We start from the raw sequence: 23198 nt of genomic DNA on the forward strand, positions 1-23198 counted from the left end.
TGATCACCCTCCTAGCGTCAACCAGGGGGTCCATCCCAGTTCGGCGTCAGGGGGTCCGTTCTACTTCGGCATCAACATCACCGACCTGCAGACCGGCGCGCTGGCGACCCGGGATCACGCGTTGCTGCTGTTCGGGTTCGTCGGTGCGTTCCGCGAGTCCGAGCTCACCGCACTCACCGTCGCCGATCTCCGCCTCGTCGATGGCGAGGGCGTCTACGCGAGGGTGCGGCGATCAAAGACGGACCAGGACGGGCTCGGCCGGATCAAGGTGCTGCAGCAGGGGGCGAATCCGGTCACGTGCGCTTCGTGTGCGTTCGTTCGGCTCTCCCGGTTGATGGCCGCGCAGGATGCTCGTGGGGAAGCGGGCCTCTTCGCTGCGCTGACCGATGCGTCGCTCGCCGTGCATGTCTGCACGGACGGGCTCGGCGACGACCGGTTGCCGCCGTCGACGCCGTTCTTTCGGGCGGTGTCGAAGTGGGGTCTGTTCCGCGGTGCCGGCATCAGCCCGACCACGGTCGGGAAGGCCGTCGCCCGCCGTGCACACGCGGCAGGGTTGGGGGAGGAGGGCTGGTCCGGGCACTCGCTCCGTGCCGGGTTCGTGACCGAGGCGCGCAACGCCGGTGCCACGGATGTGGAGATCATGAACCAGACCCACCACACCAACGCCGCCACCCTCCAGATCTACGACCGCGAGTACACGCCCCTGGTCCGCAACGCCGTCACCCGGATGCGGCTATGACCCCCCAAACTTCCCCCCAGTTCGACCCCAAACTTCGCAGCGAGCAGGGGGCGTTTGGGGCGCACTGGAACCGGTTCGTTGCGTGGTGCACCGCGACCGGTCATGAGTCGCTCCCGGCGACGGCGGCGACGATTGAGCAGTTTCTGCACCAGTTTCCTGGGGCTGCGTCGACGCAGCGGCTCCGCCGGCACGCGATCCGTACCCAGCACCTCGCGGCGGGCTTCGCGGACCCGATACCCACGGTGCAGGCGCGGGTATGGCCGCGATCAGAAGCCCTCAACGCTGCGGCAGTGGGGGAGGTGCTGGCGGGGATCCCGAAGTACCGGTACCCGATCGGGCTCCGCGGCCGCCGGGACGCGTTCCTCATCGTCCTCTTCGGCGTGCTGCACCTCACCCGCGAAGAAGCACGCACCATCACACCCGACGACGTCGCGGTGACGAGCATCGTCCGGATCCGCGGCCACGTCGTGCCCTCATCTGACGACCCGGCATCGTGCGCTGCCTGCGCGGTGACCCGGTGGCTGCGGGTCGTCGGACCGGTGTGGACCGGGTTCCGCGGTGACGTCATCCGGCTGCTGGACCCGACGAAGGGGAACCTGGACCGGCACGACTGCGAGCAGCCGGTACCGGGGGAGTGGCGTCGGGCAGACCAGCTGCTGTTGCCGTTAGACGTTCACGGGTGGGCCCGCACCGGAGTCGCCTTGTCGGGACGGTCGATGACCAGCATCATCCCGACGCGACGCGCAGCAGCAGTCGAGGGCCCGATCGTGGAGGTGCTCGGTGCAGTCGCGCGGCGGCCGTCACGGTTCGACGCGTTGACGCTGCAGGAGACCTACGCCGAGCTCGGCGCAACGGATGCCGCTGCCGATCACGTACTCGCTCGCATCACGGCCCTCTGGCAAGACGCCCGAGCCCTCGATGCTGCACTCGAACCCTCTGCCAGCACCAGCATGCATGGGGTAGCACCTGATAGCGATCGCTAGCTCGAACCAGCATCACGGGGCTCTCGGTTGTCAGGCCCACCGGACCCAGGCGGGCCCGCGACGAGGTAAAGATCCGACAGACGTGGGGTGAGGGGCGCAAGCAAAGCTGTCGCGTGGCGGGTTGCGATGGGCGCTGGAAGGCATCGTCGTCCAGCACCTCGCAATGGCTCGGGTTGCGGAAGGACTCGGGGGTGCCTGGGATACCGCCAACAACGCGGTCTTGGCCGAAGGTAAGCGAGTTCTCATCGACGACGCCACTCGGTTCGACGGCGTCGCGGTCATCGGCGTCGATGAGCACGTGTGGCGTCACACTCGACGTGGTGACAGATACGTCACCGTCATCATCGATCTCACTCCCGTGCGCGACGGCTCCGGGTCGGCCCGACTGCTGGACATGATCGAGGGCCGCTCCAAGCAGGCCCTCACGACCTGGCTCGCGAACCAGGACGAGGCCTGGCGCAACGCCGTGGAGGTGGTCGCGATGGATGGGTTCACCGGCTTCAAGACCGCCACTGCCGAGGAGCTGCCCGCCGCAGTGACGGTCATGGATCCCTTTCACGTCGTCCGTCTCGCGGGTGAGGCACTCGATCGCTGCCGGCGACGGGTCCAGTTGGCGATCCACGGCCACCGCGGCTTTAAGGGCGACCCGCTCTACAAGTCCCGTCGCACCCTGCACACCGGCGACGGTCTGCTCACCAACCGTCAGATCGACAGGCTCACCAGCCTCTTCAACGATGATCGCCACGTCGAAGTCGAAGCCACCTGGGGCATCTACAGCGCATGATCGCCGCCTACCGTCACGAAGACCGGCAGCGTGGCCGCGAGCTGATGGTCAAACTGATCAGCGACCTCAGCACCGGCGTTCCGAAGGCGCTGAGTGAGCTCATCACGCTGGGGCGGACCTTGAAGAAGCGCGCCACTGACGTACTGGCCTACTTCGACCGCCCCGGCAGCAGCAACGGCCCCACTGAGGCACTCAATGGGAGGCTCGAACACCTCCGCGGCAGCGTGCTGGGCTTCCGTAACCTGACCAACTACATCGCCAGGTCGCTGCTCGAGACCGGCGGCTTCAGACCCCAATTCCACCCTCGATTGGGATGAGCCCGTAAAACATCCGCCTCAGTGACCAAGCGGGCGGCGCACTGTGAGTGCGTCGCCCGCTTCTTTTCCGGGTATGGGTCAGCTGGAGGACTCGATGCGTACGTGCTCGCGGACGCCCCATTCCTCGACGTGCTCAGCGAGCAGGTCCATGACCTTCTGATGCCCCTCGTCGAGTGCGGGGTCGGAGTAGTGCCGATCGAAGGACGCGTCGTCGCGGTAGAACTCGAACGCCCACAAGGTGTCCGGGTCTTCGACCGAGCGAGAGAGCACCCAGTCCACAGGGCCGTCGGGGTCGCCGTTGAAGTGCAGGTCGTTGCAGACCTGGAACAACTCGTCGCCCTTGCCGGGCTTGGCCTTGAAACGGAGCACGTATCCGGGCTGCTTCTGTTGCATGTTCGTCTCCTTCTATGAGTGATCTTCCACGCTACCCACCAGGCGAGTTGCGCGATCGGCCGTACCGACCTTCACCACTATACACTCCAGCAGCGGAGTGTTAGGGTCCTAATCGACGGCACAAGTCGTTGCTGAGATCACAGACGGACGGAGATCGAGATGGACAGCTGGGTGACGGGCTGGGTACGGCCGATGGCGGACGTGCGAGCGTTTGCGGATCAGGTCGAGGATGTGACGCTTCGGTACCGAGTGATGTCCGGCGCGACCGGGTCCAGAGTCCGGTTTGAGTTGAGCAATGTGTTCGGTGACGGGCCGCTCGTCGTAGGAGGGGCCGCGCTGACGGTTGATGGGGAGAGCGTTCAGGCCTCGTTCTCCGGGAAGGATTCAACGGTGATCGCGGCCGGCATGTCCGTATGGGCGGACCCCGTCGTGTTGCCGACACGCACCAGCGCAGAGATCGTCGTGGACGTCTACGTGCCGGAAAGTGCTGTTCTCAGCAGCGGAAACTTCGCCCGTGTCCCGGTTGAGGTTTCCGTACCTGGCGACCACGTGGGCGCGGCTCATTTCCCCGCGATCGAAACACCGACGATGCCTGCGCCGGATGGAACAGAGATGGCAATTCCAGCGCCCTTCCTCCGTTCCGTGCAGGTCGACAGCGGTACGAATCGGGTCATCGCATGCCTAGGGGACTCAATCACAGCAGGGGGGTGGCCAGAGTTCGCGGCCGAGCTTCTGCGCGATACCGGGGCACCGGTGGTGCTGAATCTCGGTATCGCTGGCAACCGGCTACGTATCGATCCTGCGCCGGAGATCGCGTCGTTTGGGCGAGCTGGACTCACCCGGTTCGACGACGACGTCCTCGAAATCGGGGGTGTCACCGACGTGGTGATCGCGCTCGGTACCAATGATCTCGGACTGCCCGGTGCGGCCGCGCCGATCAGCGAGCTTCCGACCGTCGAGGATCTCGTCGACGCGTACACGGACCTCATCAGCCGCGCCGGCGAGGCACGGCTTCGCGTGACCATTGCGACGATCACACCGTTCTTGGGCGCCGAAGGGTTGACCACCGATCGGGATCGGCTCCGCATCGAGGTGAACGAATGGATCCGAGAGCACGCACCGCACGTGGCGGACTTCGACAAAGCCCTCCGGTCCAGTTCCGACTCCTCGCGCCTCGCCGATGAATACGACTCCGGCGACCACCTTCACCCGAACGAAGACGGCGAGCGACACCTTGCCGCAACGATTGCTGCGGCCCTTCGGGACCAGCGATGAACGCTCCCAAGCCGCATCGGGACGAAGCGTTCGTGCTGATGCGGCAGATCATCCGCGAACACAGCCGCGTCGGCGAGGACTGGATCCGTGCACGCGACATCAACCTGGAGCAGGGCTACATCCTCGGCTATCTGGTCGATCACCCCGGAGCTATCCAGCGCGATGTTGCCCGCGCCATGCATCGCGGCGAGGCGAACGCCTCCAGCATGCTGCAGAAACTCGAACGCCGTGGGCTCGTCGAACGACGCATCGAACCTGGTAACGGCCGTAGCAAACGTGTTTTCGCGACCCCGGAGGGCGCAGCGCTCATCACCGGACTGGACGCCGCGATGGCCGACGTCGACCAACAAATCCTCGCCCCCCTCACCGGCACCCACCGTGCCGCGCTGAACGAAATCCTCCACACGATCGCCGCGCACCTCGACCGCAGCACAACCGAGACATCATGAAATGCGCTGCAACGCCGGAACCCATCGCCCGACCCGGCGATGGACATCGGTGACCGGCTGGTCCGTAGTTTCGTGCACTCCCTACACGAGGCCGTTCGCTCCGGAACAGCCGAACAGATTGCCGCACATTTCACCGCTGACGCCACAGTCCTGACCGGCGGCGAAGCCCTCTACGGTCGCGCCGAAATTCTGGCCGCAGCCAACACTGGGCTGCGACGGTGGGCACGGATGAAGATCATCCGGACCCGCCCCCTCCGCAAGGAGGCCACGGCCGTGCTCGTCATCGGAGCGGTCCCGTTCGACACGGCGGAGCACAACATTGCCCTGATGACACTGACCCGCGTCGACGATCAGCTCCAGTGCGCAACGGCGGCCATCACCGCCCTCAGCCCGCGATGGCGCGACGCCTTCGTGCAGAAATCCACCCCTGAAACAAGAAAGCAAACCACGATGATCACCGAGAACCCCACACTGACCATGATCCGCAAGTTTGTCGCGCTCGGACGCGGCGAACTCCAGGGTCGCCCCTCCACAACCAGCGGCGACCCCGATGCTCAGCACACCCTCACCCGCGGCATGGAAGCCACCGGCGCCGACGGCGAACCCATCGCCATCAGCGGAGCGCTTCTCGACCTCGTCGGACCGCGCGCGCCCTACTTCGACCAGACCGTCCTGACTGCTCTCGACCACGGCACCACCCAGATCGTCAACCTCGGTGTCGGCTTCGAGGACCGCTCACTGCGATTCCGCACCCACGGCGTCACCTTCTACGACGTCGACCTGCCCCACGTCCTCACCGAACGAGACGCGCAGCTCAAGGCAGCACACACCGACCGTGCCGGCCTCACCCTCGTCGCCGCCGACTTCACAACCGACAACATCGCAGAACTCCTCACCGCCGCCGGTCACAACCCATCCGAACGGACACTGTTCATCGCCGAACACCTCTTCGTGTTCCTCAACCCCAACGTCATCAGCCAGCTTCTCCACCAGATCGCATCGATCGCGGCACCCGGCAGTACCGTCGCTGCAACGATCGAAGCCCACACCGACGGGTTTGACAGCACACACGTCCTCACGACCACCGACGAGATCATGTTCGGCGGCACCTCGCCGCTGAAAGCCATCCAGCCCCGAACGACATGGCTGGACTCCCTCAATGATGCTGGTTGGATAACCACCAACCCGGCCACGATCTCCGCGGTCGACCACTTCGCTGTCGACATCGACGGACGCCGAGCACACGTACAGACACAGTTCATCACTGCCACCCGCGACGAGCAGCGCTAAGGGGCTGCAGGTGCTCGTGCCGTTGCGGGCACGAGACGCGGGCGTTCCGAGCGCCTCTTCGAGATCATCCGCAGCGGCGTCTTCCTGCATGAGTCGACCTACTAGGTATCGATACTCTGTTATGAATCCCCCGCTTCATAACGAACGATCGGCGATTCGATGCAGCCAAGCCCCTACACCCCGGGTGAGATTGCCCGAACCGTCCCTGGGCGAACTCAACAGATCGCGGAGGTCGACGAACGCCTTAGCATGGTCAACAACGCCGGCGCGGGCCTGTGGGCGAAATTTGCCGACTCCGACCCGGCACGGCTCCGGCAGGCGGTCGCCGTGAACTCCACCGCCGTCATGGACATCAGCCGCGCGTTCCTGCCCGGCATGCTCGCCAACGGCTCCGGATACCTGCTGAACGTCACCAGCCTCGCCGCGTACTCGTCTATCCCGATGCAGAGCGTCTACTCGGCCACGAAGGCGTTTGTGCTCAGCTTCACCGAGGCCCTATGGGCCGAGACGCGGAGCACCGGCGTGCGGGTCCTCGCGCTCGCGCCCGGAGTAACCGATTCGGGGTTCTTCGACGCCCTCGGCACCGAAGACCCCGCAGCCCGCGCCGGACGCGCACAGACCCCCGAGCAAGTAGCGAGCATCGGTCTCGGCGTCCTGGAGCGTCGGGACCCGCCGCCCAGCTGGGTCTCCGGACACCTCAACCACGCCATCGCGCTCCTGCCCCGCTGCCTCACGCGCCGACGCGCCGTCCTCGCCACCGGCAACAGCACCATGCGCAACGCCTGACCCCAACCCGGCCGGCCGTCGTCCGCCAAAACCCTGTCCCTAACTTTTCGGCCGCTGAAATCACGACCGGTTACAGGCCCGACTGCCGAGCGGTCAGGCCGGAGCTCACGCTCGAGGATGTCGAAACACTTATGGACGCATGTATGAGCCGAACTGATGCTCCGCAACGGCTGGCAGCCGTCGTCCTCAATGCCGTCATCGCCTGGACCCGACATTTACAAGACCCGCCCTAGTCGGTTCTTTGAGACCGCCGAGGCTCGGGCACGCCAGGGTGGGTGTGACCGGTTTTGGGTATGACCATGCGGGTTGTCGGTTCCGAGGGCTGAGGCAGCTTCCTAGCGTTGAAGCATGACTTTTCAGCGGCAGCGTGTGTTGGTATCAGGTGCGAGCGTTGCGGGGCTTACCGCCGCATACTGGCTGGCGAAGTACAGGTTCGAGGTGACCGTGGTGGAAAGTTCGGACGGGCTCCGACCGGGTGGTCAAGCCCTCGACGTTCGAGGGCCCGCGCTCGAGGTTGCTCGTCGGATGGGTGTTCTCGAGGACCTGCGTCGTCACACCACCGATTTGCTCGGCATGTCGATGGTGGACGAGTCTGGCACCGAGGTGTATCGGACGACGGAGCGGACCCTCACGGGTGGCCGGTTCGAGTCGGAGGACCTCGAAGTGCTGCGCGATGACCTCGTCGCGGTGCTGCGCACGGCCGTGCCCGATGACGTCACGTTCGTGTTCAGTGACCGAATCACGGGCATCAGCGATGACGGACCCGACGGTATGCAGGTGATGTTCGAGCACTCGCTGACCTCGCGGTTCGATTTTGTGGTCGGCGCCGACGGATCGCATTCCGGTGTGCGCCGTATCGTGTTCGGTCCGGAGAAGCCGTTCCGGAAGTACATGGGCGACTACGTTGCGGTTCTGACGATCCCGAACTTCCTCGAACTCGACCGGTGGCAGACGTTCCACATGGGAGACGGCGGCGGTGTCGGGATCATCGGCCCGTCGAAGGATCAGGACGCACGCGCGTACCTCGGATTCTCCAGCGCCGAGGAGGTCGAGTACGACTACCACGACAGCGACGCTCAGAAGCGGCTCCTCGCCGAACGGCTCGCCGGTACGGGGTGGGTCGCGCCTCAGGTGTTGGAGCACATGTGGGAAGCGACGAGCTTCCACTTCGACGCCCGGTTCCAGGTGCTCATGGATCACTGGACCCGTGGGCGAGTCGCCCTTGTCGGCGACGCCGGCTACGCGGTGTCCCTGACGACCGGCCAGGGCACGTCGATCGCGATGGTCGGTGCATACGTTCTCGCTGGTGAACTCGCGTCCGCCCGCGGAGACCTCGCCGCGGGGGCACGTTCCTACGAGGTAGCGATCCGTGAGTACGTCCTCTGGAACCAGGCGGCTGCACGCGCGTTGAACGAGCAAGACGACGCCGGCGCGGAGCCGGGATTGTTCGCCGACTTCGGCTCGCTCGTCGAAGAGATCACGCTCCGGGAGTACCCCGTCACACTTCGGTGACACTGTCCGGTCGCTGAGCGGACCGATAACGGCCCGGGGTCTCCCCGACGATCGTTCGGAACGCATCAACGAAGCTGCTCGGGTTGGCCCACCCGCATGCTGCCGCCGTCTGTGACACCGTCAGCCCCTGCCAGAGCAAGACCAGGGCGTGCTGTATCCGGAACTGCGTCCGCCACTGGTGAAAGCTCATCCCGAGCTCTTCCTTGAACAAACGGCTCAGGGTCCGTTCACTCGCGCCCACTGCCCTGCCGTGCTCCGCGAGCGTACGTGCATCACTGACGTCGCGATGGAGGGCTGCGGCGACAGCGCGAAGACGATCGTCACGTGGTTCCGGCAGGTACAGCTGCCGCTCGGGCGCATCGAGCAGCTCATCAATGATCACGTCCAACAGTCGGTTCTCAGCACCGGGTCGCCGACGTCGGGCAGCGGACGGGTCGGCTGCGTGGACGAGGATCGCCTCGCGCAGCAGCGGCGTGACGCCGAACACCGCCGGCCGGTCCGGCAACGACGCTGCAGCTGAACCGGGAACGCGCAGCGCAGCGATCTCGGTCCGCGCTGCGGCACGATGCGCATGCGCAAACCCCGGTGGCGTCCACGCCACTTGATCGGCCGCGGCCACCCACGTCCCTAACTGCGTCGTCACCCCGAGTACGCCCGCTGACGGGTAGATCAACTGCCCCTGACGGTGCCGGTGCATCTCCTGCTCAGCACCGTCGTACCAACCCAATCCCTCCACCGCATCGGGAGCAAGCGCGGGCTCATGCAGGTCGGACACGGAACCGACCCTAAGCTCTCCCGCACTCGCTTCACGAGCGGACCCAGAAGTCACCTATGAAGGAGCATTCCGCATGAGCATTCCCGCTGAAACCACCACCATCGCCGTGATCGGGGCAGGGGTCGCCGGACTGACGGTCGCCAACATCCTGCAGCGCAACGGCATCGCTTGCGTCGTCCTGGGACGCCGGAGCCGCGCATACGTCGAAGACCGCCAGCGAGCCGGCACAGTCGACAGCTTCGGAGTCCACATGTTCCACGACTGGGGCCTCGACGCAGCCCTCCACGACCCGGCACCGGTCGATGAGCCCGACAGCGGCTTCTTCATCGACGGCGTCCAGCTCAGCGCCCCCGGGGACAGCGACGTATCGAGCGACAACCTCCTCAGCGCAGCGGACGCGGCCGGCGCGGTGGACTGGTCCGTGTCAGTGGACTCTACGATCGCGCGTGCACATCAGCACGCGACGAACATCACCCGCACCACAGGGGGCTTCGTCGAATTACACGGTTCCGGGACTCGAGCCGCCTGACCACAGCTTCGGCCGCTCCCGCGGCGGCCTCTCCACGAAGGTGCACCAGCTCGTCGACGGCCGCGGATTGCCGTTGGTCACGCTCGTCACGCCCGGGCAGGCGGGCGACTCACCGATGCTGCTCCCGCTACTGGCTGAACTCCGCATCGCTCGCCCTGTTGGTCGGCCCCGCACCCGACCCGACCGGGTCCGCGGCGACAAGGCGTACTCGTCCCGAGCGATCCGCACCCACCTCCGAAGCCGTGGCACCGAGGCCGTGATCCCGGAGCCCCGCGACCAGCAAGGGCATCGGAAACGACGTGGATCCCGGGGTGGGCGGCCCGTGTCGTACGACGCGGTCGACTACCGGAACCGGAACGTCATCGAGCGTGGTTTCTGCCGTCTCAAGCAATGGCGCGGCCTGGCGACCCGGTACGACAAGCTCGCGATTGTCTACCGTGCCGCCGTCGTCCTCAACGCCGTCATCGCCTGGCTCCGCCATTTACAAGACACGCCCTAGCCGGGCGTCCGGCTCCCATCGCTCCTGATTGGAGACTCCGGCTATCGGTCAAGCTACAGATCTGGGCTGAGGTTCTGCTCGGCCCAGCGGGTTAACTCGGTGATCGCCGGCCGCATTGCCTCGCCGCGATCCGTGAGGGCGTACTCGACACGAACCGGGCTCGTCTCCGTGACGGTCCGGGCGACCAGCTGCAGCTCCTGGAACTCGCCGAGTCGCTCGATGAGGATGCGGTCACTGACGCCCGGCACCGCCCGCTTGATTTCGTTGAACCGCAGGGAACCCTGCATGAGAGCACTCAAAATCATGCCCGCCCAACGCTTCCCGAGCAGCGTCATCACCCGCGAGAGCGGCTTCCCGACAGGCTCGCACGTAGAAGCAGTCTCCACATCGGCCACGATTCCTCCCGGTTGACAAGCGTCGCTGATTTCGCTTACTTTTTGCAGGTAGCAGGCGATCTGCATGCACCACCAGCATGCCAGAGGAGACCACCCATGACCACCACCACCGTCGAACAGCGTCTGCGGCGCCTTGAGGACCGCGCCGCCATCACTGCCACCGCCGTGCAGTACGCCACCGCCATCGACGCCGCCGACTGGGACCGCTTCAGCACGCTCTTCACGGAGCAGGTCCACATCGACTTCAGCTCGGCCGGGATGCCCGCCGTTGACTTCTCTCGCGGCGACTTCGTGGGCTTCGCCCGCCAGGGGCTCGAGATCTGGGACGCGAGGCAGCACCTCAGCACGAATCACGAAGTCGAGTTCGACGACCATGACGGTGACCGCGCCGTGATGCGGTCATATATGTACGCCCAGCACCACCTGGCCGGCGCCCCCACGTTCGTCATGCATGGCTCCTACGAGCACACCATGCAGCGCACCCCCGACGGCTGGCGCATCGCGCGACTCGTGCAGCACGTTTCCTGGATGGACAACGTACCCGAGGGAATGCTCAACCGCTGACGCCACCGCAGCACTGCTCTCCAATACGATGAGGCCCCACGTGGTCGGCCGCGTGACACTCGTGCCACTTGCCGCCACCAAGCAACAACACGCACGCGGGGATCGCCGGCAGTGGTCGGCTCGTAGGAATCTGACTCGGAAGCAGCGTCCGGTAGGCGGTCGTCCACCGGTCCACGACAACCGTCGTTTTGGAAGGCCCCCGTTGCCTGCTGCTGCCTGACCGGGGGTATTGCCGTATGACTGTCCCGCAAAACTGCCCGGTGCGGGGGCGTCAAACGCTAGAGACCCTAACGTCTCGGGAAACTATAGGTTTCCGAGACACGATGGTGAGACGGTCTGAGGCTCGAGCGCGCCCAGTGTTTCCGCGGGTCATGGTTGTCTCGGAAAGTCGTCTCGACGTTGGTGGTGCTTCGGTGGGTGTTTGTGGGGTTTTCTGAGACACTTGGCGGGTGAGGCTTCTTGGGTATACGCGTATCAGTACTGGAGCGCAGGATGCGACGTTGCAGGTGGATGCGTTGGTTGCGGTGGGGGTGCAGGAGCGGGATATCTTCGCCGACGTGACCTCGGGTCGGAAGGAAGCTGCCGCACGTCCGGGCATGGGTCGTCTGCTCGAGCACGCGACCGCCGGCGACACGGTCGTGGTGTGGCGAGTCGATCGGCTCGGTCGATCACTGGTGGATGTGTTGAGCACGGTGGCGATGTTGGGGGAGCGGGGCATCGGTGTGCGGAGTGTGTCGGATGGGATTGATCCGGCGACGTCGACGGGGCGGCTGATGTTGAACCTGATGGCGACGTTGGCGGAGTACGAACGCGAGCTCATCGTCGAGCGTGTCACTGCTGGTATCGCAGCCGCTCGTGAGTCGGGGACCAGGTTTGGCCGGCCGCCGTCGGATCCGGCGGTGATTGGCCGGAAGCTCGCGATCGTGAACGAAGCCCGCGCTGCTGGTCATACCGCGGCGGACGCGGCGCAGTTGGTGGGGTGGTCGCGGGCGACGCTGTACCGGCATCAAGCGCAAGCTGCATCATCAGCTGTTGGGTGAGAGCGGTGTGGGCACGTTGTGCGGATTGCGTGAGGGGCGCATAGGCCTCGGGCCCGCGGGCGTATCGTCGCGTTTGCTGCCTCGCGGACCCTAGCCGTGGGAGCCCGACCCCCTGTTACCGGGCTGGCCTCGTCATGACCATTGCGTCGAACCCGACGGCGTCGTAGCGCGAGGGCGTCTGCTCAGACCCGAACCTATAGCAGACGCCCTCGCTGCAAGAGGGATATGTCGCAGAAGCAAGATGATGCCTGATCGCGACCACCATCTTGCTCCCGAGGGGACCATGCGCCCGCGTCCGAGGACCTGTCAAGGATTCCGATCGGATGGGCGGAATGCGGCGCTTCCCGGATCACGGTCTACGGACCGGGTGATGAGCGTGGAAAATCGCCGATAGAGGGGCCTGCTCGATTGGTCGCGTCCGACGTGATCCGGGGCCGCGGCCGTGCGGGTGGGAGGTGCCGGTGCGCTTGGGGTGCACCGGCACCTCGGTGGTGGCCCTGACCCGAACAGGTTCACCGGTACCCACTGTGCCCTGATCCATCCGTCTGCGGGTAACCCGCATGCCGGTTGAGCGTGGGGCCGGCGAGGAACAGGGCCCGGGGTGCTGTGGGGACTGCGAGCACGCGGACCAGTCTGAGCAGGCGGTCCCGCAAATGTCGGACCGAAGGCGTACCCTGCAGGTCATCGCAATGAAGCGATCGGGCAGCTGCGCTGTCCCGAAGCCCACGACAAAGGAGTCCACGGTGGCTGTGCAAGTAACGAAGAGCAAGAAGGACCACGACGGAGACATCACCGGGCTCTGTGGCGACGGTTGGAGCCACAGCAAGTCGGAGGCGGTGAGCAACATCCGAACGAACGCCTCCTACTACTACGTCTCTGTCGGCGGCCGAACAGTGAACGTCCGTGTGGGACAGCGCGGCGGCCGTGACTACCTGACCACGAGCGCCGATGACTACTCGCCGAACAACCTGGACGACCTCGACGACTGCTGACCACCAACACGGAGCCCCGGGCCAGCAGCACACCAACTCCGGGCAACGCCGCCTGTACTGGTACACCGACCTCAGTACACCGCAACAGGGCGGCGTCCCACTGCTGCAGCCCGACCTGGACCGGCACCTCCTCCAGCACCGAGAACCGGTCCTGTTCCCCCAGTAGCGCGGTCAGCGCCTCGGCGGTCTCTCTGCTGGCCACACGACAGTCTCACCAAGCCGGGTCAGGAACTCCTCGAACTCCGCCGCGGTGACCAGCCCGCTCCGGAGTGCGGCGCCGACCAGGTCCCGGTTCGACCAGAAATGCGACCCGCCGTCCTGATCCACCTCCACCCGGATACTCATGTCGAGCCCGGCGAGCAGCGGGACCGGCGACGTCGCACCCTGACGAGCCGCCTCGAGGTGGTCCTTGATGACGTCTCGGGCTACCCAGTACTCGCCCGGAGCCGACGGGACGGCGGTGAGCGCATGGTCACGCGCTCGGGCACCGGTCAGCAGGATGCCAAGTGGGTTGAATGCGCCACCGGCAGTGCGGTTCAGGGTGAAGCGGGGATCCGCGGCGCGCTCGAGCCGCGCCTCGAGCGCATCCGGATCCAGGCTCGGTGCAGCGTAGAGACGGGTCGTGTCGAGTGCCCGGAGCTCGTCGACCGGGAGGATGGAGTCATAGGGGGTGCCCCACACGAGCCGGTCGAAGCTCTTTCGGCCGGTCCAGTGCTGCCGTACACGCTTCCGGACGTTGGTCGACTGGCCGACGTGGAACTGCTTGAGGCGGTCGAACACCATCACGTAGACGCCCTCGACGCCATCCCACTCGTTCAGGTCCTCGACCGGCCGCAGCGACCGCCCCTTGGATAGAACTGCTGTGAGCGCTGTCTCGAACTCGTCGGCGTCGAGAGTGTCGAAGTACGCCAGCGACAGGTCGAGGTTGCGCAGTGCTTGGTCACGGTTCCAGAGCAGGAACGCGTCCGAAAACCGGGTCTGTTCCTCATCCCGGAACTGCCACGCCCGATCCGCCCAATACCGTGCCGGCATCTGATCACGCCGGAACCGCTGGTGCGGTGTCCGGCTCGGATACCCATACGTCGCGCGAGCCATCACGTCCCCGAACTGGCTACTGCCCAACCACTCCCCGAAGTGCTGCACAGCCTCATCTTCCCGCACCGGTGCTCGATCGGCTATCGGACACCGACCGCAATCCCGTCACGACCGACGGCTCCTGGTATTCGTCGTGTCTGGTTGCAAGGATGAGGTGTGTTCGAGCTGGTGAAACCGCGTGCGGAGTTGTTCGGGGCGTGGAGCGAAGCACACCGGGAGTGGGGCCCTGGGCTGCACGAGGACGGCTTCGGCATCGGCTCAAACGATGACGTGGACACGGTCGAGGGTTTCCGCGACTGGGTTGCTCGGATGGAGCAGGACTCGGGAGAGCTGTGGTGGATCGTCGAAGACGAGGAAGTCCTCGGTGGGATCGCGCTGCGTGCTGCTGACGACGACCGCGTGCATCGCGTCGGTCACATCGGGTATGGGGTTCGGCCCTCCGCTCGCGGGCGAGGTGTTGCGATTTGGGCTCTCGGCGAGGTGTTACGTCACGCCGCAGCGTTGGGGATCGACCCCGTGTTGGCGTTCTGTCTCGACAACAACGCGGCGTCGATTGCGACTCTCGAACGCCACGGGGCGACGCTCGAAGCGGTCGAGCAGCACGGTATGGCGCGGGTGCGGCGCTACGCGATCCGTTCCTGAGGCCGTCTCGTTGACCGATCGGCTACCGGGACGGTGTGAATGACTTCGACACTCATCGAGTGATCCGACGCCCGATACCGGGCGAGCGCGACTGTGGCTTCCGCCATGTTGCCGAAGTCAGAGTGCCTGTGTCGTTGGACGTATTCGGCGGCCCGGGGTCGGGGACTGCTTCCCGGTGGACGCTGATGGAGATGTGTGCGGTGTCGCGGACGAACGCCATCGGCGGCGCGACGCCGTCGTATAGGTCCGCCGCTGCCTCACGCATCTGTCGCCGGATCGGTACCAGCGTCTCGTCGTCGAAGCCCTGGACGAACACGCCGGAAGGCGAGCCGCCGAGCCCAACCAGCCGAAGGTTGACGTCCAGCAGATCGCGGGCACGCTCGACCGCGTCGACGTAGTGCTTGATCGTTGTCTGCGCGACCTTGTCGCGGTAGGGCTCCAGGCTCGTGACTGTCAGGTGCAGGTCGGCGGCGTTGTAGATGTGGTGCGTGCCGTCGTAGAGGCTGCCGATTTCAGCGGCGGCCGCGGCCGCGGCGTCAGCGACGTGCGCCGGCGGAAGCAGGACGAGGCTGAGACCCCAGCGTGGGTCACCGTCGACGGGCGCGTGATCCACGCGGAGGGTGCCCCTGTCGAAGGACCGGTGCGCTTCATCCCAGAGAGAGTCGTACTTCACGCCGGTTGCCATCGCTTCACGCTATCGGCCTGTCGCTCCGAGGATGAGCTGTACCGGTAGCCGATCCTCTACCGGGCGATGGTTACAGGGCAGCAAATCAAGAAAGCGGTCCCGAGACCATCGCCGCTTTCATCACACGACGACTTCGGGACCGGGTCCCTGTTAGTCCTTCAGTGTGAGGGTGTCGCCGAAGCCCATCCGGTTGACGAACGCCTCTCGGGTGAGGTCGGAGAAGGCCATGACGTGTTCGACGCCGGCTTCGGTGAAGTCGACGACGGTGCGGAACGGCTTCTCGCCGCGCGGCAGTGCGAGGACGCGAGAGATCTCGTCCGCGACGCCCTGTGGGTGGGCCTCCACGCCGGGGCGCACGAGCGAAGCGGTTGCTTCCTCGTTGCGGGCGACGAGCGGGTCGAGGGCGGCGTAGGCGGCGGTGATGGCGGCGTCGGAAGCGCGGCTTGCGTTCGGGAAGTGCGACGTGCCCTGGGTGATGGCCCGGGCATGACGATGGACGTCTCGATGCCGAACTGCGCCGCCTCGTACGAGGTGACCACGGCGAGGGCGTCGAACGCGGCCTTCGATGCGACGTACGGCCCTAGGAACGGCGGCGTCGTGACGATGATCGTGCTGCCGACGTACAGCAGGGTTCCGCTGCGCTGTTCCCGCAGGTAGGGCAGCGCAGCGCGGTTGACACGGTGCGCTCCGACGGCGTTGATGTCCAGCAGGTGGGCGATGTCGACGTCGGTGAACGCTTCGACGTAGCCGACGTAGAGGTGCCCGGCGTTCTGGACGACGACGTCGAGCTTCCCACTGGTCTCGACGACCGTCTTGACGGCTGCGTTCGCGGACTCCTGCGAGGTGACGTCGAGCGCGACCGTGTGCAGGTTGACGCCGCTGGTGCGTGCGAGCCCGGCGAACTCGGCGACGGTCTCCTGGTTGTGGCTTTCCGGGTCGCGCATGCTGGCCCAGACGGTGTGTCCGTCCGCAGCGAGCTTCTTCGCGGTGAGGTAGCCGATGCCGGTGGCTGCGCCGGTGATGAGGACGACGGACATGTTCGTTTCTTCCGTGCGGGTTGGGGGCGGCCCCGGGTTCAGGCCGCGCCGCCGTTGGTGTAGAGGACCTGGCCGTTGACCCAACGCCCGGGGCCGGCGAGGAACGCGGTCACCTCGGCGATGTCCTCCGGGGTGCCGAGGCGCTCCATCGGGTTGAGCGACGCGATGTGGTCGATGACCTGCTGCGGCTTACCCTCGAAGAACAACGGGGTCGCGGTGGGGCCGGGGGCGACGGCGTTGACCGTGATGTCGCGGCCGCGGAGTTCGCGTGCGAGGATCAGCGTGAGCGACTCGACGGCACCCTTCGAGGCTGCGTAGGCGCCGTAACTCGGCATCTGCAGGCGGGTGATGCTCGTCGAGTAGTTGATGATCGCTCCGCCCTCGCGCACCTGGCGGGCGGCGAGCTGGTCGATGACGAACGTGCCGCGCACGTTGACGCGCTGGATGCGGTCGAACGTGTCGAGGTCCATGTCCGCGATGGGGGCGAGCGGCATGATGCCGGCGGTGTGCACGACGACGTCGATGCCACCGAACTCGGCGGTGGCAGCGTCGAACAGGGCCGCCATAACGGTCTCGTCAGCGACGTCACCGCCGACCGCGATCGCCTGACCGCCTGCGGCCGTGATCGCAGCCACGGCTTCATCGGCCTTCGCCGCGTTGCCGCTGTAGTGCGCCACGACGGACATGCCGTCGGCGGCGAGACGCTCGGCGACAGCGCGGCCGATGCCGCCGGAGGCGCCGGTGACGATGGCGACGCGAGCAGTGGTGGTGGTCTCAGGCATGATGCCTCCGTAGTCATGTGAACAACGTGTTCACATGACTGTACGCATATGTGGTCTCTTTGTCCACTAATCTGGGTGGAGGGAAGGAACATCCATGAACAACCTCTCCGATGATGCGGCGAAGTCTCGGCGCGGTCGGCGGCCTGCCGCTGAGGTCCGGGCCGAGGTGCTTGCGGCGACGTCGGCACTTCTGGCTGGCGAAGGTCTTCGGGCTGTGACGTTCGATCGCGTCGCCGCGAGGTCGGGCGTGAGCAAGACGACCATCTACAAGTGGTGGCCGTCTCCCGGGTCCCTGGCCGCGGAGTCGTACTTCAGCCGGAGCGAACCCGACCTTGTCTTCCACGACAGCGGGGATCTCTTTACCGACATCCGGGCACAGCTGCGCTCCTTCGTGCGACTCCTGACCGAGCAGGGCGGCGGCCGCGTCATCGCGGAGCTGATCGGTGCGGCCCAGGGCGACCCTGACCTTTCGGTAGCCGTATCCCAGCGCTATACGATGCCGCGCAGACAGCTCGCGATCGATTACTTCCGACACGCGCTCAACCGAGGTCAGCTGCGGGCTGGCATCGATCCCAGCCTGCTGGTCGATCAGCTCTGGGGGGCTTGCTACAACAGACTGCTCATACCCGACGCGCCACTCGACGTGGACTTCGCCGATGACCTCGTGACGAATACTCTCCTGGGCGCTGCCTCCGCGGACTACCGGGGCGGTCTCGAGGCTGCGCTGTAGACGGACGTCATGAACTCGGCGCCGCCGTTGACCAAGGTGGCTGTCCTGCACCTGGTCACCCCATGTTGAGCATCGCTCGCGCTTCGTTGTTTCGCCTACTGGGTCAGGCGTATCCTCGGGTTGATTCCCGTGTCGATAGCCGGTCCTTCACCGGGTGTCGGACGCCGATCGACAGGACGCCATCAGGCGAGGAGCTCAACCGCTAAACGCAGGCGTTCGAGGTACTCCTCACGTGTGGCGACCTGGTGGATCAACCCGACAGACACGCTGTTCAGGGTCTGCGCGATCACCGCACCGTTCGGTGTCTCGCCGGTCAGGGCGGCCGTCAGGAGATCTGCGAACCGGGCCGGCGCCGCCCGGGCGACGTCGTCGAGCAGGTCCGGGTTGTCCGCGATGACCGTCGGGACGTCACGCACCATCGGACCGATATACCTCCCCGCCCAGCGATCGAACGCGGCCACGAGCCGGTCCCGGACCGGCCTCGTGTCGTCGGCGAGAATCTCGGTGATGACGTCGAGATCCGCCGACAGCACGTGCGACACGGCCTCGCGGAACAAGGCTTCCTTGGACTCGAACAGGAAGTACAGGCCCGGTCTCGAGATCCTCGCCGCTCTGGCAATCGCATCCATGGACGCGCCTCGGTAGCCCGCGCGGGCGAACGTCTCGAGTGCTGACTCCAGCACCGCACGTCGGCGGCTGTCGTCGGCCCGGCGGGCAGGAGCGGTCATGCGGCAAGCGTAACTGCAGCTGTACCGACTAGACAGTGTGAGTCTGATCCGTATAGTGAGCGGCATGACTCCACAGTTGATCGCCACCCGGTTCACCGCAAGCAGCACCGCAGCCGACGTCGTCGAGGGGGTCGACCTCCACGGGGTCCGTGCCGTCGTCACCGGGGCGTCCTCCGGCCTCGGGATCGAGACTGCCCGTGCGCTCTCAGCCGCCGGTGCGTCCGTCACGCTCGCTGTGCGGAACCCCGCCGCCGGCGCGGATGTCGCGGACTTGATCGAGGCGTCGACGACGCGTCGTCTGGACGTCGCCCGGCTCGACCTGGCCGACGTCGGCTCCATCTCGGCCTTCGTCGACGCCTGGGGCGGGCCGCTGCACCTGCTGGTGAACAACGCCGGGCTCGTCACGGCCGGCCTCGAGCGCACGACGACCGGCCGGGAGCTCCAGTTCGCCACGAACCACCTCGGACACCACGCACTCACAACCGGCCTGCACCGGGCCCTCGCAGCGGGCGCCGCGGAACGGGGCGAAGCCCGCGTGGTGGCGCTCACCTCCACCGCACACATGCGTGCGGGCATCGACTTCGACGACATCGACTTCCAGCGCCGCGACTACGAACCCCAGATCGCGTACGCACAGTCGAAGACCGCGAACTCACTCTTCGCCGTCGAGGCCACCCGGAAGTGGGCAGGCGACGGCATCACCGCGAACGCCGTCAACCCCGGCGGGATCGCGACCGGGCTGCAGCGCAACTTCACCGCGGAGCAGAAATCGTCCCTCGACGCCGCCCAAGCCGCAGGGGTCTTCACGTACAAGACCGTCGAACAGGGAGCGGCAACCACCATGGTCGCCGCCGTCTCGGACGAGTTCGCCCACACCGGCGGCCACTACCTCGACGACTGCCAGGAGGCCTACACCGTGCCCGACGACGCCGCACTCGCGGACCACCCGCACGGTGTGAAGGCTTGGGCACTCGACCCGGCAGCGGCGCAGCGTCTTTGGTCAGTCTCCGACGAACTCCTCAGCCGCTGATTTCGCTTGATCGAGGGGCATCTCGATAACTCGCGTTCCGGTACCGCCGAGCCTCCGGACCGACCCCGCCTGACACTGGGCGCTACAAGTTCTGTGAGCGGCGGCGCTCGGTGCCGCCCTTTTAGCTTCGCCTCGTGTCGCCTGACTGCAGGAGGCGGATGCGGCGGTACAGGGTGGTGCCGTCATGCTGAGGTCGCGGGCACCGCACCAAAGCGGGATCTAACTGATGGCGCCTGGGGTGCGCGCCGGTCAGCTCAGGAAGGAGTCAATCGTTGCCCAGGTCGCTTCGGGTGCTTCGAGGTGCGGGAGGTGGCCCGCGGCCGGGATCTCGGCGTAGGCCGCACCCGGTACCGCCGCGGCGACTGTTCGCCCGTAGGCCGGAGTGACGACGCGATCGCTTGCGCCCCAGACGACGAGCGTCGGCGTGCTGACCGCATGAAGTCGGCTGAGCAAGGTCGGGTCGCTCATCGCCGCGCCGGCGACCGCTGCCATCGTGCGACCGTTGGACTGCTGTACCGCTCGTTGCTCTTCGGTGGAGTCGGCGGGATCCGTGTACCCGCGTTCGGGGTCGTGCCACGCGACCTCGGCCAGGCCGCGAGCATCGAGGGCGAAGAAGTCGGCGATCGGCTCCCCGTCGACGATGGCACCCACGGTGTCGATGACCACCACGGCCCCGATGAGGCCGGCGAACCGCTGGTCGGCTGCGGCCTGGACGGCCATCTCGAGCGCGATCCATCCGCCGATCGAGGACCCGAGCACGACCACGTCGCGGTCGCCGTGTTCGGTGAGCCGCGCGAGGTACGCGTGGGCGAGCTCGGCAACGGAGGCGATCGACTCAGGGCGCGCGGTTCCGTCCCAGCCCGGGTGGGTCGGGGCGAGGGCGTGCATGGTCGCCGACAGGTGTCCGACGATCGGCGCCACGGTCCTCGGCCCGCCGCCACCGTGCAGGACCAGGGCGGTGCGAGCGGTCGAGCTGCCGGCCTCGATGACCGGCAGGGATTCGGGGAGGGAGCTGTCCATGATCGTCCTGTCTAAACATGTTGATGTAAGCGTGTTGATACAGTATCACCATGGCGGCGGACCTCGAGGTACTCGGACAGATGATCAAGCGCGCGCAGTACCGGAACCACCGGACGATGGACGCGGCGCTCAAGGACGTCGGCGTCTCCCTCGTGCAGTGGGATGCGCTCCGTGCCATCGATCGGATGCCCGGCGCATCGGGCCACGAGCTGGCCGTCGCGACCTTCCAGAGCGACCAGGCATTCGGGACCCTCGCGACACGGCTGGTCGAACGAGGGCTCATCACCCGGTCGGCAGGGCGCGGACGGAGTCTCGAGCACGGGCTGAGCGATGCCGGTCGGACTGCACTCCAGGACGGCCACTCGGTGGCGTCGAGCGTCCTCGATGACCTCTTCGCTCCGCTCGACAGCGACCATCGCAGTGAGCTGCTCCGCGCGCTGCGCCTCCTCACCCAGGGAGAGTAACCGGGGGCGTGGGCCGTGCCGTGCCGGCTGGCCAACTGCCGTCCTGCGGTCGATCCGTCTCCGGGCGACTTGGGTCTTTCTATGCGAGAAGACGCGATTGCTCGGTCCGACCGTGCGGATCGACGGCATCGGCGACTCCGGCGGCGCGAGCCCGCACGTCCGGCGTGAGCGCGTCAAGTGCGCGGTCTGCGCCCCCGACCTCCGACCTCCGACCTCCGACCTCCGACCCCGGCGTGGTGCCGGCGTCGGCGGGTCATGCGGGTCGACGAGCCCGGCGGATCCTCCGCGTCGTGATGGCAATGGGCTGTTTGAGATGGTGGCGGTGGGGTGGTCAGAGCAGGACGAGCGCGGCCGCGACGCTGAGCAGCGCGGCGCCCTGGAGGGCCGCGCGGAGCACGATGATCCGGTCCCAGCCGGCCTGCAGCGCCCGCGCGTCGGCGGGCGTCTCGCCTCGGTCGGCGGCGGCGGTCAGCCGGCGGTTGATTGGCGCGCTGATCCGCGCGTAGAGCACGAGCCACACGACCAGCAGAACGAGGGCGATCCCCGCAAGCACGGCGGCGCTGCCACGGTCGGCGAGAGCGGCGAGCACGGCGACGACGGCGGATCCGACGAGGCCAGCGACCCCGGGCGCGGGCATCCGCACGTCGCCGTAGCGGTGCACGTTCCCCATCACCGACGTGAGGGACGCTTCGTCCACGCGGGCGAGCGCGGGCCGCATCACGAGCGCGCAGAAGGCGTCGGTACCGAAGACGACCCCGATCCCGAGGAGGGTCACGAGACCGGTGGCCCACGCGGCACCGGTCACGAGCGGGCCGCCCCGCCGTCGAGGCGCGGCAGCACGCCGACCTGCTGGAAGACCTCCATCAAATTGAGCTCGTCCCAGTGCTCTGCGAGCAGGCCGTCCTCGACGCGCCAGATGTCGATGCTCCGCATCTCGACCGTCGCGCCGGTGGCCGGGATCCCCATCAGCTCACCCTGGTGCGTGCCCCGGTAGACGAAGCGGCCGACGACGCGGTCTCCCGCCACGATGATGTCCTCCATCGTCGCGGTGACGTCCGGCAACCCGGCGAAGAACATGGCCCAGAAAGCGCGGTTGGCCTCGCGGCCGTCGGCGACGACGACGTTGTGGTTGACGTAATCCTCCGCGAGGAAGCGGTCGACAAGGTCGGGGTGGTGCGCGTTCAGCATCTCGAGGTAGGTCTCGACGAGTGCGCGGTGCTCCATGGTGCGATCCTCTCCTAATGGCTAGCGATGCTAACCACTAGCAACGCTAACGCTTCAGTGCCGACAAATCAAGAGTGGCGCTCGCGTCACTAGCGGCGCTAACATTCGGTATGACCATCGCCGAACGGCGCGAGCGCGAGCGCGCCGACCGCCGCCGCCTCATCACCTCCTCCGCTCGCGCCATCGCCGAGAAAGAGGGGTGGGAAGCGGTGACGACCCGGCGTCTCTCGACCGAGATCGAGTACAGCCAACCCGTCATCTACAAACACTTCGCCTCGCTCGACGAGATCACCAAATCTGTAGCACTCGAGGGGTTCGCTGAGCTGGCCGATGCCCTGCGCGTGGCGCGGGAGTCGGCCGCGTCGGGGGATGCGGTGCGCGCCGTCGCCCACCGCTATTGCGCATTTGCGACCGCCGCTCCCGCGCTCTACGACGCGAT

At 66.6% G+C, this 23198-nt stretch carries 25 protein-coding genes and 4 pseudogenes; 18 read left to right on the forward strand and 11 right to left on the reverse strand.

Annotation, left to right across the window (positions count from 1 at the left end; genetic code table 11):
• From ITJ69_RS19290 to ITJ69_RS19300, 3 genes and pseudogenes are all read left to right on the forward strand, one after another.
• Nucleotides 1-739 (forward strand): annotated as a pseudogene (locus tag ITJ69_RS19290) (tyrosine-type recombinase/integrase); the annotation flags it as partial.
• Between the two features lie 290 nt (nucleotides 740-1029).
• Nucleotides 1030-1722 carry a hypothetical protein gene (locus ITJ69_RS19295; RefSeq protein ID WP_194673720.1) on the forward strand — a complete coding sequence of 231 codons (693 nt, stop codon included), beginning with the start codon at nucleotides 1030-1032 and terminating at the stop codon, nucleotides 1720-1722.
• 97 nt (nucleotides 1723-1819) lie between these two features.
• A pseudogene (locus tag ITJ69_RS19300) lies at nucleotides 1820-2823 on the forward strand (ISL3 family transposase); the annotation flags it as partial.
• A 78-nt stretch (nucleotides 2824-2901) separates the two neighbouring features.
• Here the strand turns inward: ITJ69_RS19300 and ITJ69_RS19305 are convergent.
• A complete protein-coding gene (locus ITJ69_RS19305; protein WP_194673721.1) occupies nucleotides 2902-3216 on the reverse strand; it encodes a putative quinol monooxygenase in 315 nt (104 codons plus the stop codon).
• 159 nt (nucleotides 3217-3375) lie between these two features.
• On the opposite strand from ITJ69_RS19305, the gene ITJ69_RS19310 reads away from it, so the two are divergent.
• The 5 genes from ITJ69_RS19310 (at nucleotide 3376) to ITJ69_RS19330 (ending at nucleotide 8528) form a co-directional block, all read left to right on the forward strand.
• The gene (locus ITJ69_RS19310) at nucleotides 3376-4491 is read left to right on the forward strand and encodes a GDSL-type esterase/lipase family protein (protein WP_194673722.1); all 1116 of its coding nucleotides are present in this window, start codon (nucleotides 3376-3378) and stop codon (nucleotides 4489-4491) included.
• Nucleotides 4488-4940 carry a MarR family winged helix-turn-helix transcriptional regulator gene (locus ITJ69_RS19315; protein ID WP_194673723.1) on the forward strand — a complete coding sequence of 151 codons (453 nt, stop codon included), beginning with the start codon at nucleotides 4488-4490 and terminating at the stop codon, nucleotides 4938-4940. Before ITJ69_RS19310 ends, ITJ69_RS19315 begins: the two co-directional genes overlap by 4 nt.
• A gap of 39 nt (nucleotides 4941-4979) precedes the next feature.
• Nucleotides 4980-6230 (forward strand): class I SAM-dependent methyltransferase, encoded by a 1251-nt coding sequence (locus tag ITJ69_RS19320; RefSeq protein ID WP_194673724.1) that lies wholly within the window; start codon nucleotides 4980-4982, stop codon nucleotides 6228-6230.
• A gap of 249 nt (nucleotides 6231-6479) precedes the next feature.
• The gene (locus ITJ69_RS19325; RefSeq protein WP_194673725.1) at nucleotides 6480-7016 is read left to right on the forward strand and encodes an SDR family NAD(P)-dependent oxidoreductase; all 537 of its coding nucleotides are present in this window, start codon (nucleotides 6480-6482) and stop codon (nucleotides 7014-7016) included.
• 348 nt (nucleotides 7017-7364) lie between these two features.
• Nucleotides 7365-8528 (forward strand): FAD-dependent monooxygenase, encoded by a 1164-nt coding sequence (locus ITJ69_RS19330; RefSeq protein ID WP_194673726.1) that lies wholly within the window; start codon nucleotides 7365-7367, stop codon nucleotides 8526-8528.
• Here ITJ69_RS19330 and ITJ69_RS19335 read toward each other — a convergent pair.
• Nucleotides 8515-9303 (reverse strand): helix-turn-helix transcriptional regulator, encoded by a 789-nt coding sequence (locus ITJ69_RS19335; RefSeq protein ID WP_323743158.1) that lies wholly within the window; start codon nucleotides 9301-9303, stop codon nucleotides 8515-8517. The genes ITJ69_RS19330 and ITJ69_RS19335 overlap by 14 nt on opposite strands.
• Nucleotides 9304-9376: 73 nt before the next feature.
• Between ITJ69_RS19335 and ITJ69_RS19340 the strand changes: the two are divergent.
• Nucleotides 9377-9589: pseudogene (locus tag ITJ69_RS19340) on the forward strand (FAD-dependent monooxygenase); the annotation flags it as partial.
• Between the two features lie 93 nt (nucleotides 9590-9682).
• A pseudogene (locus ITJ69_RS19345) lies at nucleotides 9683-10331 on the forward strand (IS5 family transposase); the annotation flags it as partial.
• Nucleotides 10332-10384: 53 nt separating this feature from the next.
• On the opposite strand, the gene ITJ69_RS19350 reads toward ITJ69_RS19345, so the two are convergent.
• On the reverse strand, nucleotides 10385-10792 hold the full coding sequence (locus ITJ69_RS19350; protein WP_194673727.1) for a winged helix-turn-helix transcriptional regulator: 408 nt from the start codon (nucleotides 10790-10792) through the stop codon (nucleotides 10385-10387).
• A gap of 30 nt (nucleotides 10793-10822) precedes the next feature.
• Between ITJ69_RS19350 and ITJ69_RS19355 the strand changes: the two genes are divergently transcribed.
• The 3 genes from ITJ69_RS19355 to ITJ69_RS19365 all read left to right on the forward strand — a co-directional run bounded on the left by ITJ69_RS19355 (nucleotide 10823) and on the right by ITJ69_RS19365 (nucleotide 13322).
• Complete coding sequence (locus ITJ69_RS19355) at nucleotides 10823-11290, forward strand: nuclear transport factor 2 family protein (protein WP_194673728.1); 468 nt, start codon at nucleotides 10823-10825, stop codon at nucleotides 11288-11290.
• A gap of 449 nt (nucleotides 11291-11739) precedes the next feature.
• Nucleotides 11740-12330: a recombinase family protein gene (locus tag ITJ69_RS19360; RefSeq protein ID WP_194673729.1), complete on the forward strand. Its 591-nt coding sequence runs from the start codon at nucleotides 11740-11742 to the stop codon at nucleotides 12328-12330.
• A 689-nt stretch (nucleotides 12331-13019) separates the two neighbouring features.
• The gene (locus ITJ69_RS19365) at nucleotides 13020-13322 is read left to right on the forward strand and encodes a DUF3892 domain-containing protein (RefSeq protein ID WP_228549954.1); all 303 of its coding nucleotides are present in this window, start codon (nucleotides 13020-13022) and stop codon (nucleotides 13320-13322) included.
• A gap of 171 nt (nucleotides 13323-13493) precedes the next feature.
• Here ITJ69_RS19365 and ITJ69_RS19370 read toward each other — a convergent pair whose 3' ends face one another.
• Nucleotides 13494-14465, reverse strand: a complete 972-nt coding sequence (locus tag ITJ69_RS19370; protein WP_194673731.1) for a GIY-YIG nuclease family protein — start codon at nucleotides 14463-14465, stop codon at nucleotides 13494-13496.
• A 108-nt stretch (nucleotides 14466-14573) separates the two neighbouring features.
• Between ITJ69_RS19370 and ITJ69_RS19375 the strand changes: the two genes are divergently transcribed.
• Nucleotides 14574-15059, forward strand: coding sequence for a GNAT family N-acetyltransferase (locus ITJ69_RS19375; RefSeq protein ID WP_194673732.1), 486 nt, complete (start codon nucleotides 14574-14576; stop codon nucleotides 15057-15059).
• Nucleotides 15060-15111: 52 nt separating this feature from the next.
• Here the strand turns inward: ITJ69_RS19375 and ITJ69_RS19380 are convergent, their stop codons facing one another.
• The 3 genes from ITJ69_RS19380 to ITJ69_RS19390 form a co-directional block, all read right to left on the reverse strand.
• Nucleotides 15112-15744: a hypothetical protein gene (locus ITJ69_RS19380; RefSeq protein WP_194673733.1), complete on the reverse strand. Its 633-nt coding sequence runs from the start codon at nucleotides 15742-15744 to the stop codon at nucleotides 15112-15114.
• Nucleotides 15745-15902: 158 nt separating this feature from the next.
• Nucleotides 15903-16781, reverse strand: coding sequence for an SDR family NAD(P)-dependent oxidoreductase (locus tag ITJ69_RS19385; RefSeq protein ID WP_228549955.1), 879 nt, complete (start codon nucleotides 16779-16781; stop codon nucleotides 15903-15905).
• A 38-nt stretch (nucleotides 16782-16819) separates the two neighbouring features.
• A complete protein-coding gene (locus ITJ69_RS19390) occupies nucleotides 16820-17563 on the reverse strand; it encodes an SDR family oxidoreductase (protein ID WP_194673734.1) in 744 nt (247 codons plus the stop codon).
• 94 nt (nucleotides 17564-17657) lie between these two features.
• On the opposite strand from ITJ69_RS19390, the gene ITJ69_RS19395 reads away from it, so the two are divergent.
• Nucleotides 17658-18293, forward strand: a complete 636-nt coding sequence (locus ITJ69_RS19395) for a TetR/AcrR family transcriptional regulator (protein WP_194673735.1) — start codon at nucleotides 17658-17660, stop codon at nucleotides 18291-18293.
• Between the two features lie 182 nt (nucleotides 18294-18475).
• Here the strand turns inward: ITJ69_RS19395 and ITJ69_RS19400 are convergent, their stop codons facing one another.
• Nucleotides 18476-19021: a TetR/AcrR family transcriptional regulator gene (locus ITJ69_RS19400; protein ID WP_194673736.1), complete on the reverse strand. Its 546-nt coding sequence runs from the start codon at nucleotides 19019-19021 to the stop codon at nucleotides 18476-18478.
• 64 nt (nucleotides 19022-19085) lie between these two features.
• Here ITJ69_RS19400 and ITJ69_RS19405 point away from each other — a divergent pair, with 64 nt between their 5' ends.
• Nucleotides 19086-20051, forward strand: a complete 966-nt coding sequence (locus ITJ69_RS19405) for an SDR family NAD(P)-dependent oxidoreductase (protein ID WP_194673737.1) — start codon at nucleotides 19086-19088, stop codon at nucleotides 20049-20051.
• 249 nt (nucleotides 20052-20300) lie between these two features.
• Here ITJ69_RS19405 and ITJ69_RS19410 read toward each other — a convergent pair whose 3' ends face one another.
• Nucleotides 20301-21071, reverse strand: coding sequence for an alpha/beta fold hydrolase (locus ITJ69_RS19410; protein WP_194673738.1), 771 nt, complete (start codon nucleotides 21069-21071; stop codon nucleotides 20301-20303).
• 50 nt (nucleotides 21072-21121) lie between these two features.
• Here ITJ69_RS19410 and ITJ69_RS19415 point away from each other — a divergent pair, with 50 nt between their 5' ends.
• Nucleotides 21122-21535: a MarR family winged helix-turn-helix transcriptional regulator gene (locus ITJ69_RS19415; protein ID WP_194673739.1), complete on the forward strand. Its 414-nt coding sequence runs from the start codon at nucleotides 21122-21124 to the stop codon at nucleotides 21533-21535.
• 331 nt (nucleotides 21536-21866) lie between these two features.
• Here ITJ69_RS19415 and ITJ69_RS19420 read toward each other — a convergent pair whose 3' ends face one another.
• Both ITJ69_RS19420 and ITJ69_RS19425 read right to left on the reverse strand, forming a co-directional pair.
• Entirely contained in the window at nucleotides 21867-22340 is a 474-nt protein-coding gene (locus tag ITJ69_RS19420; RefSeq protein ID WP_323743159.1) for a DUF1772 domain-containing protein, read from the reverse strand.
• Nucleotides 22337-22759, reverse strand: a complete 423-nt coding sequence (locus ITJ69_RS19425; RefSeq protein WP_194673740.1) for an ester cyclase — start codon at nucleotides 22757-22759, stop codon at nucleotides 22337-22339. Before ITJ69_RS19425 ends, ITJ69_RS19420 begins: the two co-directional genes overlap by 4 nt.
• A gap of 110 nt (nucleotides 22760-22869) precedes the next feature.
• On the opposite strand from ITJ69_RS19425, the gene ITJ69_RS19430 reads away from it, so the two are divergent.
• A partial coding sequence (locus ITJ69_RS19430) for a TetR/AcrR family transcriptional regulator (RefSeq protein ID WP_194673741.1) occupies nucleotides 22870-23198 on the forward strand: 329 nt, incomplete at its 3' end.

The sequence above is a fragment of the Curtobacterium sp. VKM Ac-2887 genome (assembly GCF_015350935.1).
In the GTDB taxonomy this organism is placed as follows: domain Bacteria; phylum Actinomycetota; class Actinomycetes; order Actinomycetales; family Microbacteriaceae; genus Curtobacterium.

Bases quoted from the DNA above. Each gene is read 5' to 3' on its own strand.
- ITJ69_RS19380 (WP_194673733.1), bottom strand. From the start codon at position 15,744: ATGGCAACCGGCGTGAAGTACGACTCTCTCTGGGATGAAGCGCACCGG.
- ITJ69_RS19305 (WP_194673721.1), bottom strand. From the start codon at position 3,216: ATGCAACAGAAGCAGCCCGGATACGTGCTCCGTTTCAAGGCCAAGCCC.
- ITJ69_RS19330 (WP_194673726.1), top strand. From the start codon at position 7,365: ATGACTTTTCAGCGGCAGCGTGTGTTGGTATCAGGTGCGAGCGTTGCG.
- ITJ69_RS19425 (WP_194673740.1), bottom strand. From the start codon at position 22,759: ATGGAGCACCGCGCACTCGTCGAGACCTACCTCGAGATGCTGAACGCG.
- ITJ69_RS19400 (WP_194673736.1), bottom strand. From the start codon at position 19,021: ATGACCGCTCCTGCCCGCCGGGCCGACGACAGCCGCCGACGTGCGGTG.
- ITJ69_RS19325 (WP_194673725.1), top strand. From the start codon at position 6,480: ATGGTCAACAACGCCGGCGCGGGCCTGTGGGCGAAATTTGCCGACTCC.
- ITJ69_RS19405 (WP_194673737.1), top strand. From the start codon at position 19,086: ATGACTCCACAGTTGATCGCCACCCGGTTCACCGCAAGCAGCACCGCA.
- ITJ69_RS19320 (WP_194673724.1), top strand. From the start codon at position 4,980: ATGGACATCGGTGACCGGCTGGTCCGTAGTTTCGTGCACTCCCTACAC.
- ITJ69_RS19410 (WP_194673738.1), bottom strand. From the start codon at position 21,071: ATGGACAGCTCCCTCCCCGAATCCCTGCCGGTCATCGAGGCCGGCAGC.
- ITJ69_RS19415 (WP_194673739.1), top strand. From the start codon at position 21,122: ATGGCGGCGGACCTCGAGGTACTCGGACAGATGATCAAGCGCGCGCAG.
- ITJ69_RS19390 (WP_194673734.1), bottom strand. From the start codon at position 17,563: ATGCCTGAGACCACCACCACTGCTCGCGTCGCCATCGTCACCGGCGCC.
- ITJ69_RS19365 (WP_228549954.1), top strand. From the start codon at position 13,020: ATGAAGCGATCGGGCAGCTGCGCTGTCCCGAAGCCCACGACAAAGGAG.
- ITJ69_RS19395 (WP_194673735.1), top strand. From the start codon at position 17,658: ATGAACAACCTCTCCGATGATGCGGCGAAGTCTCGGCGCGGTCGGCGG.
- ITJ69_RS19385 (WP_228549955.1), bottom strand. From the start codon at position 16,781: ATGTCCGTCGTCCTCATCACCGGCGCAGCCACCGGCATCGGCTACCTC.
- ITJ69_RS19350 (WP_194673727.1), bottom strand. From the start codon at position 10,792: ATGCAGATCGCCTGCTACCTGCAAAAAGTAAGCGAAATCAGCGACGCT.
- ITJ69_RS19315 (WP_194673723.1), top strand. From the start codon at position 4,488: ATGAACGCTCCCAAGCCGCATCGGGACGAAGCGTTCGTGCTGATGCGG.
- ITJ69_RS19355 (WP_194673728.1), top strand. From the start codon at position 10,823: ATGACCACCACCACCGTCGAACAGCGTCTGCGGCGCCTTGAGGACCGC.
- ITJ69_RS19310 (WP_194673722.1), top strand. From the start codon at position 3,376: ATGGACAGCTGGGTGACGGGCTGGGTACGGCCGATGGCGGACGTGCGA.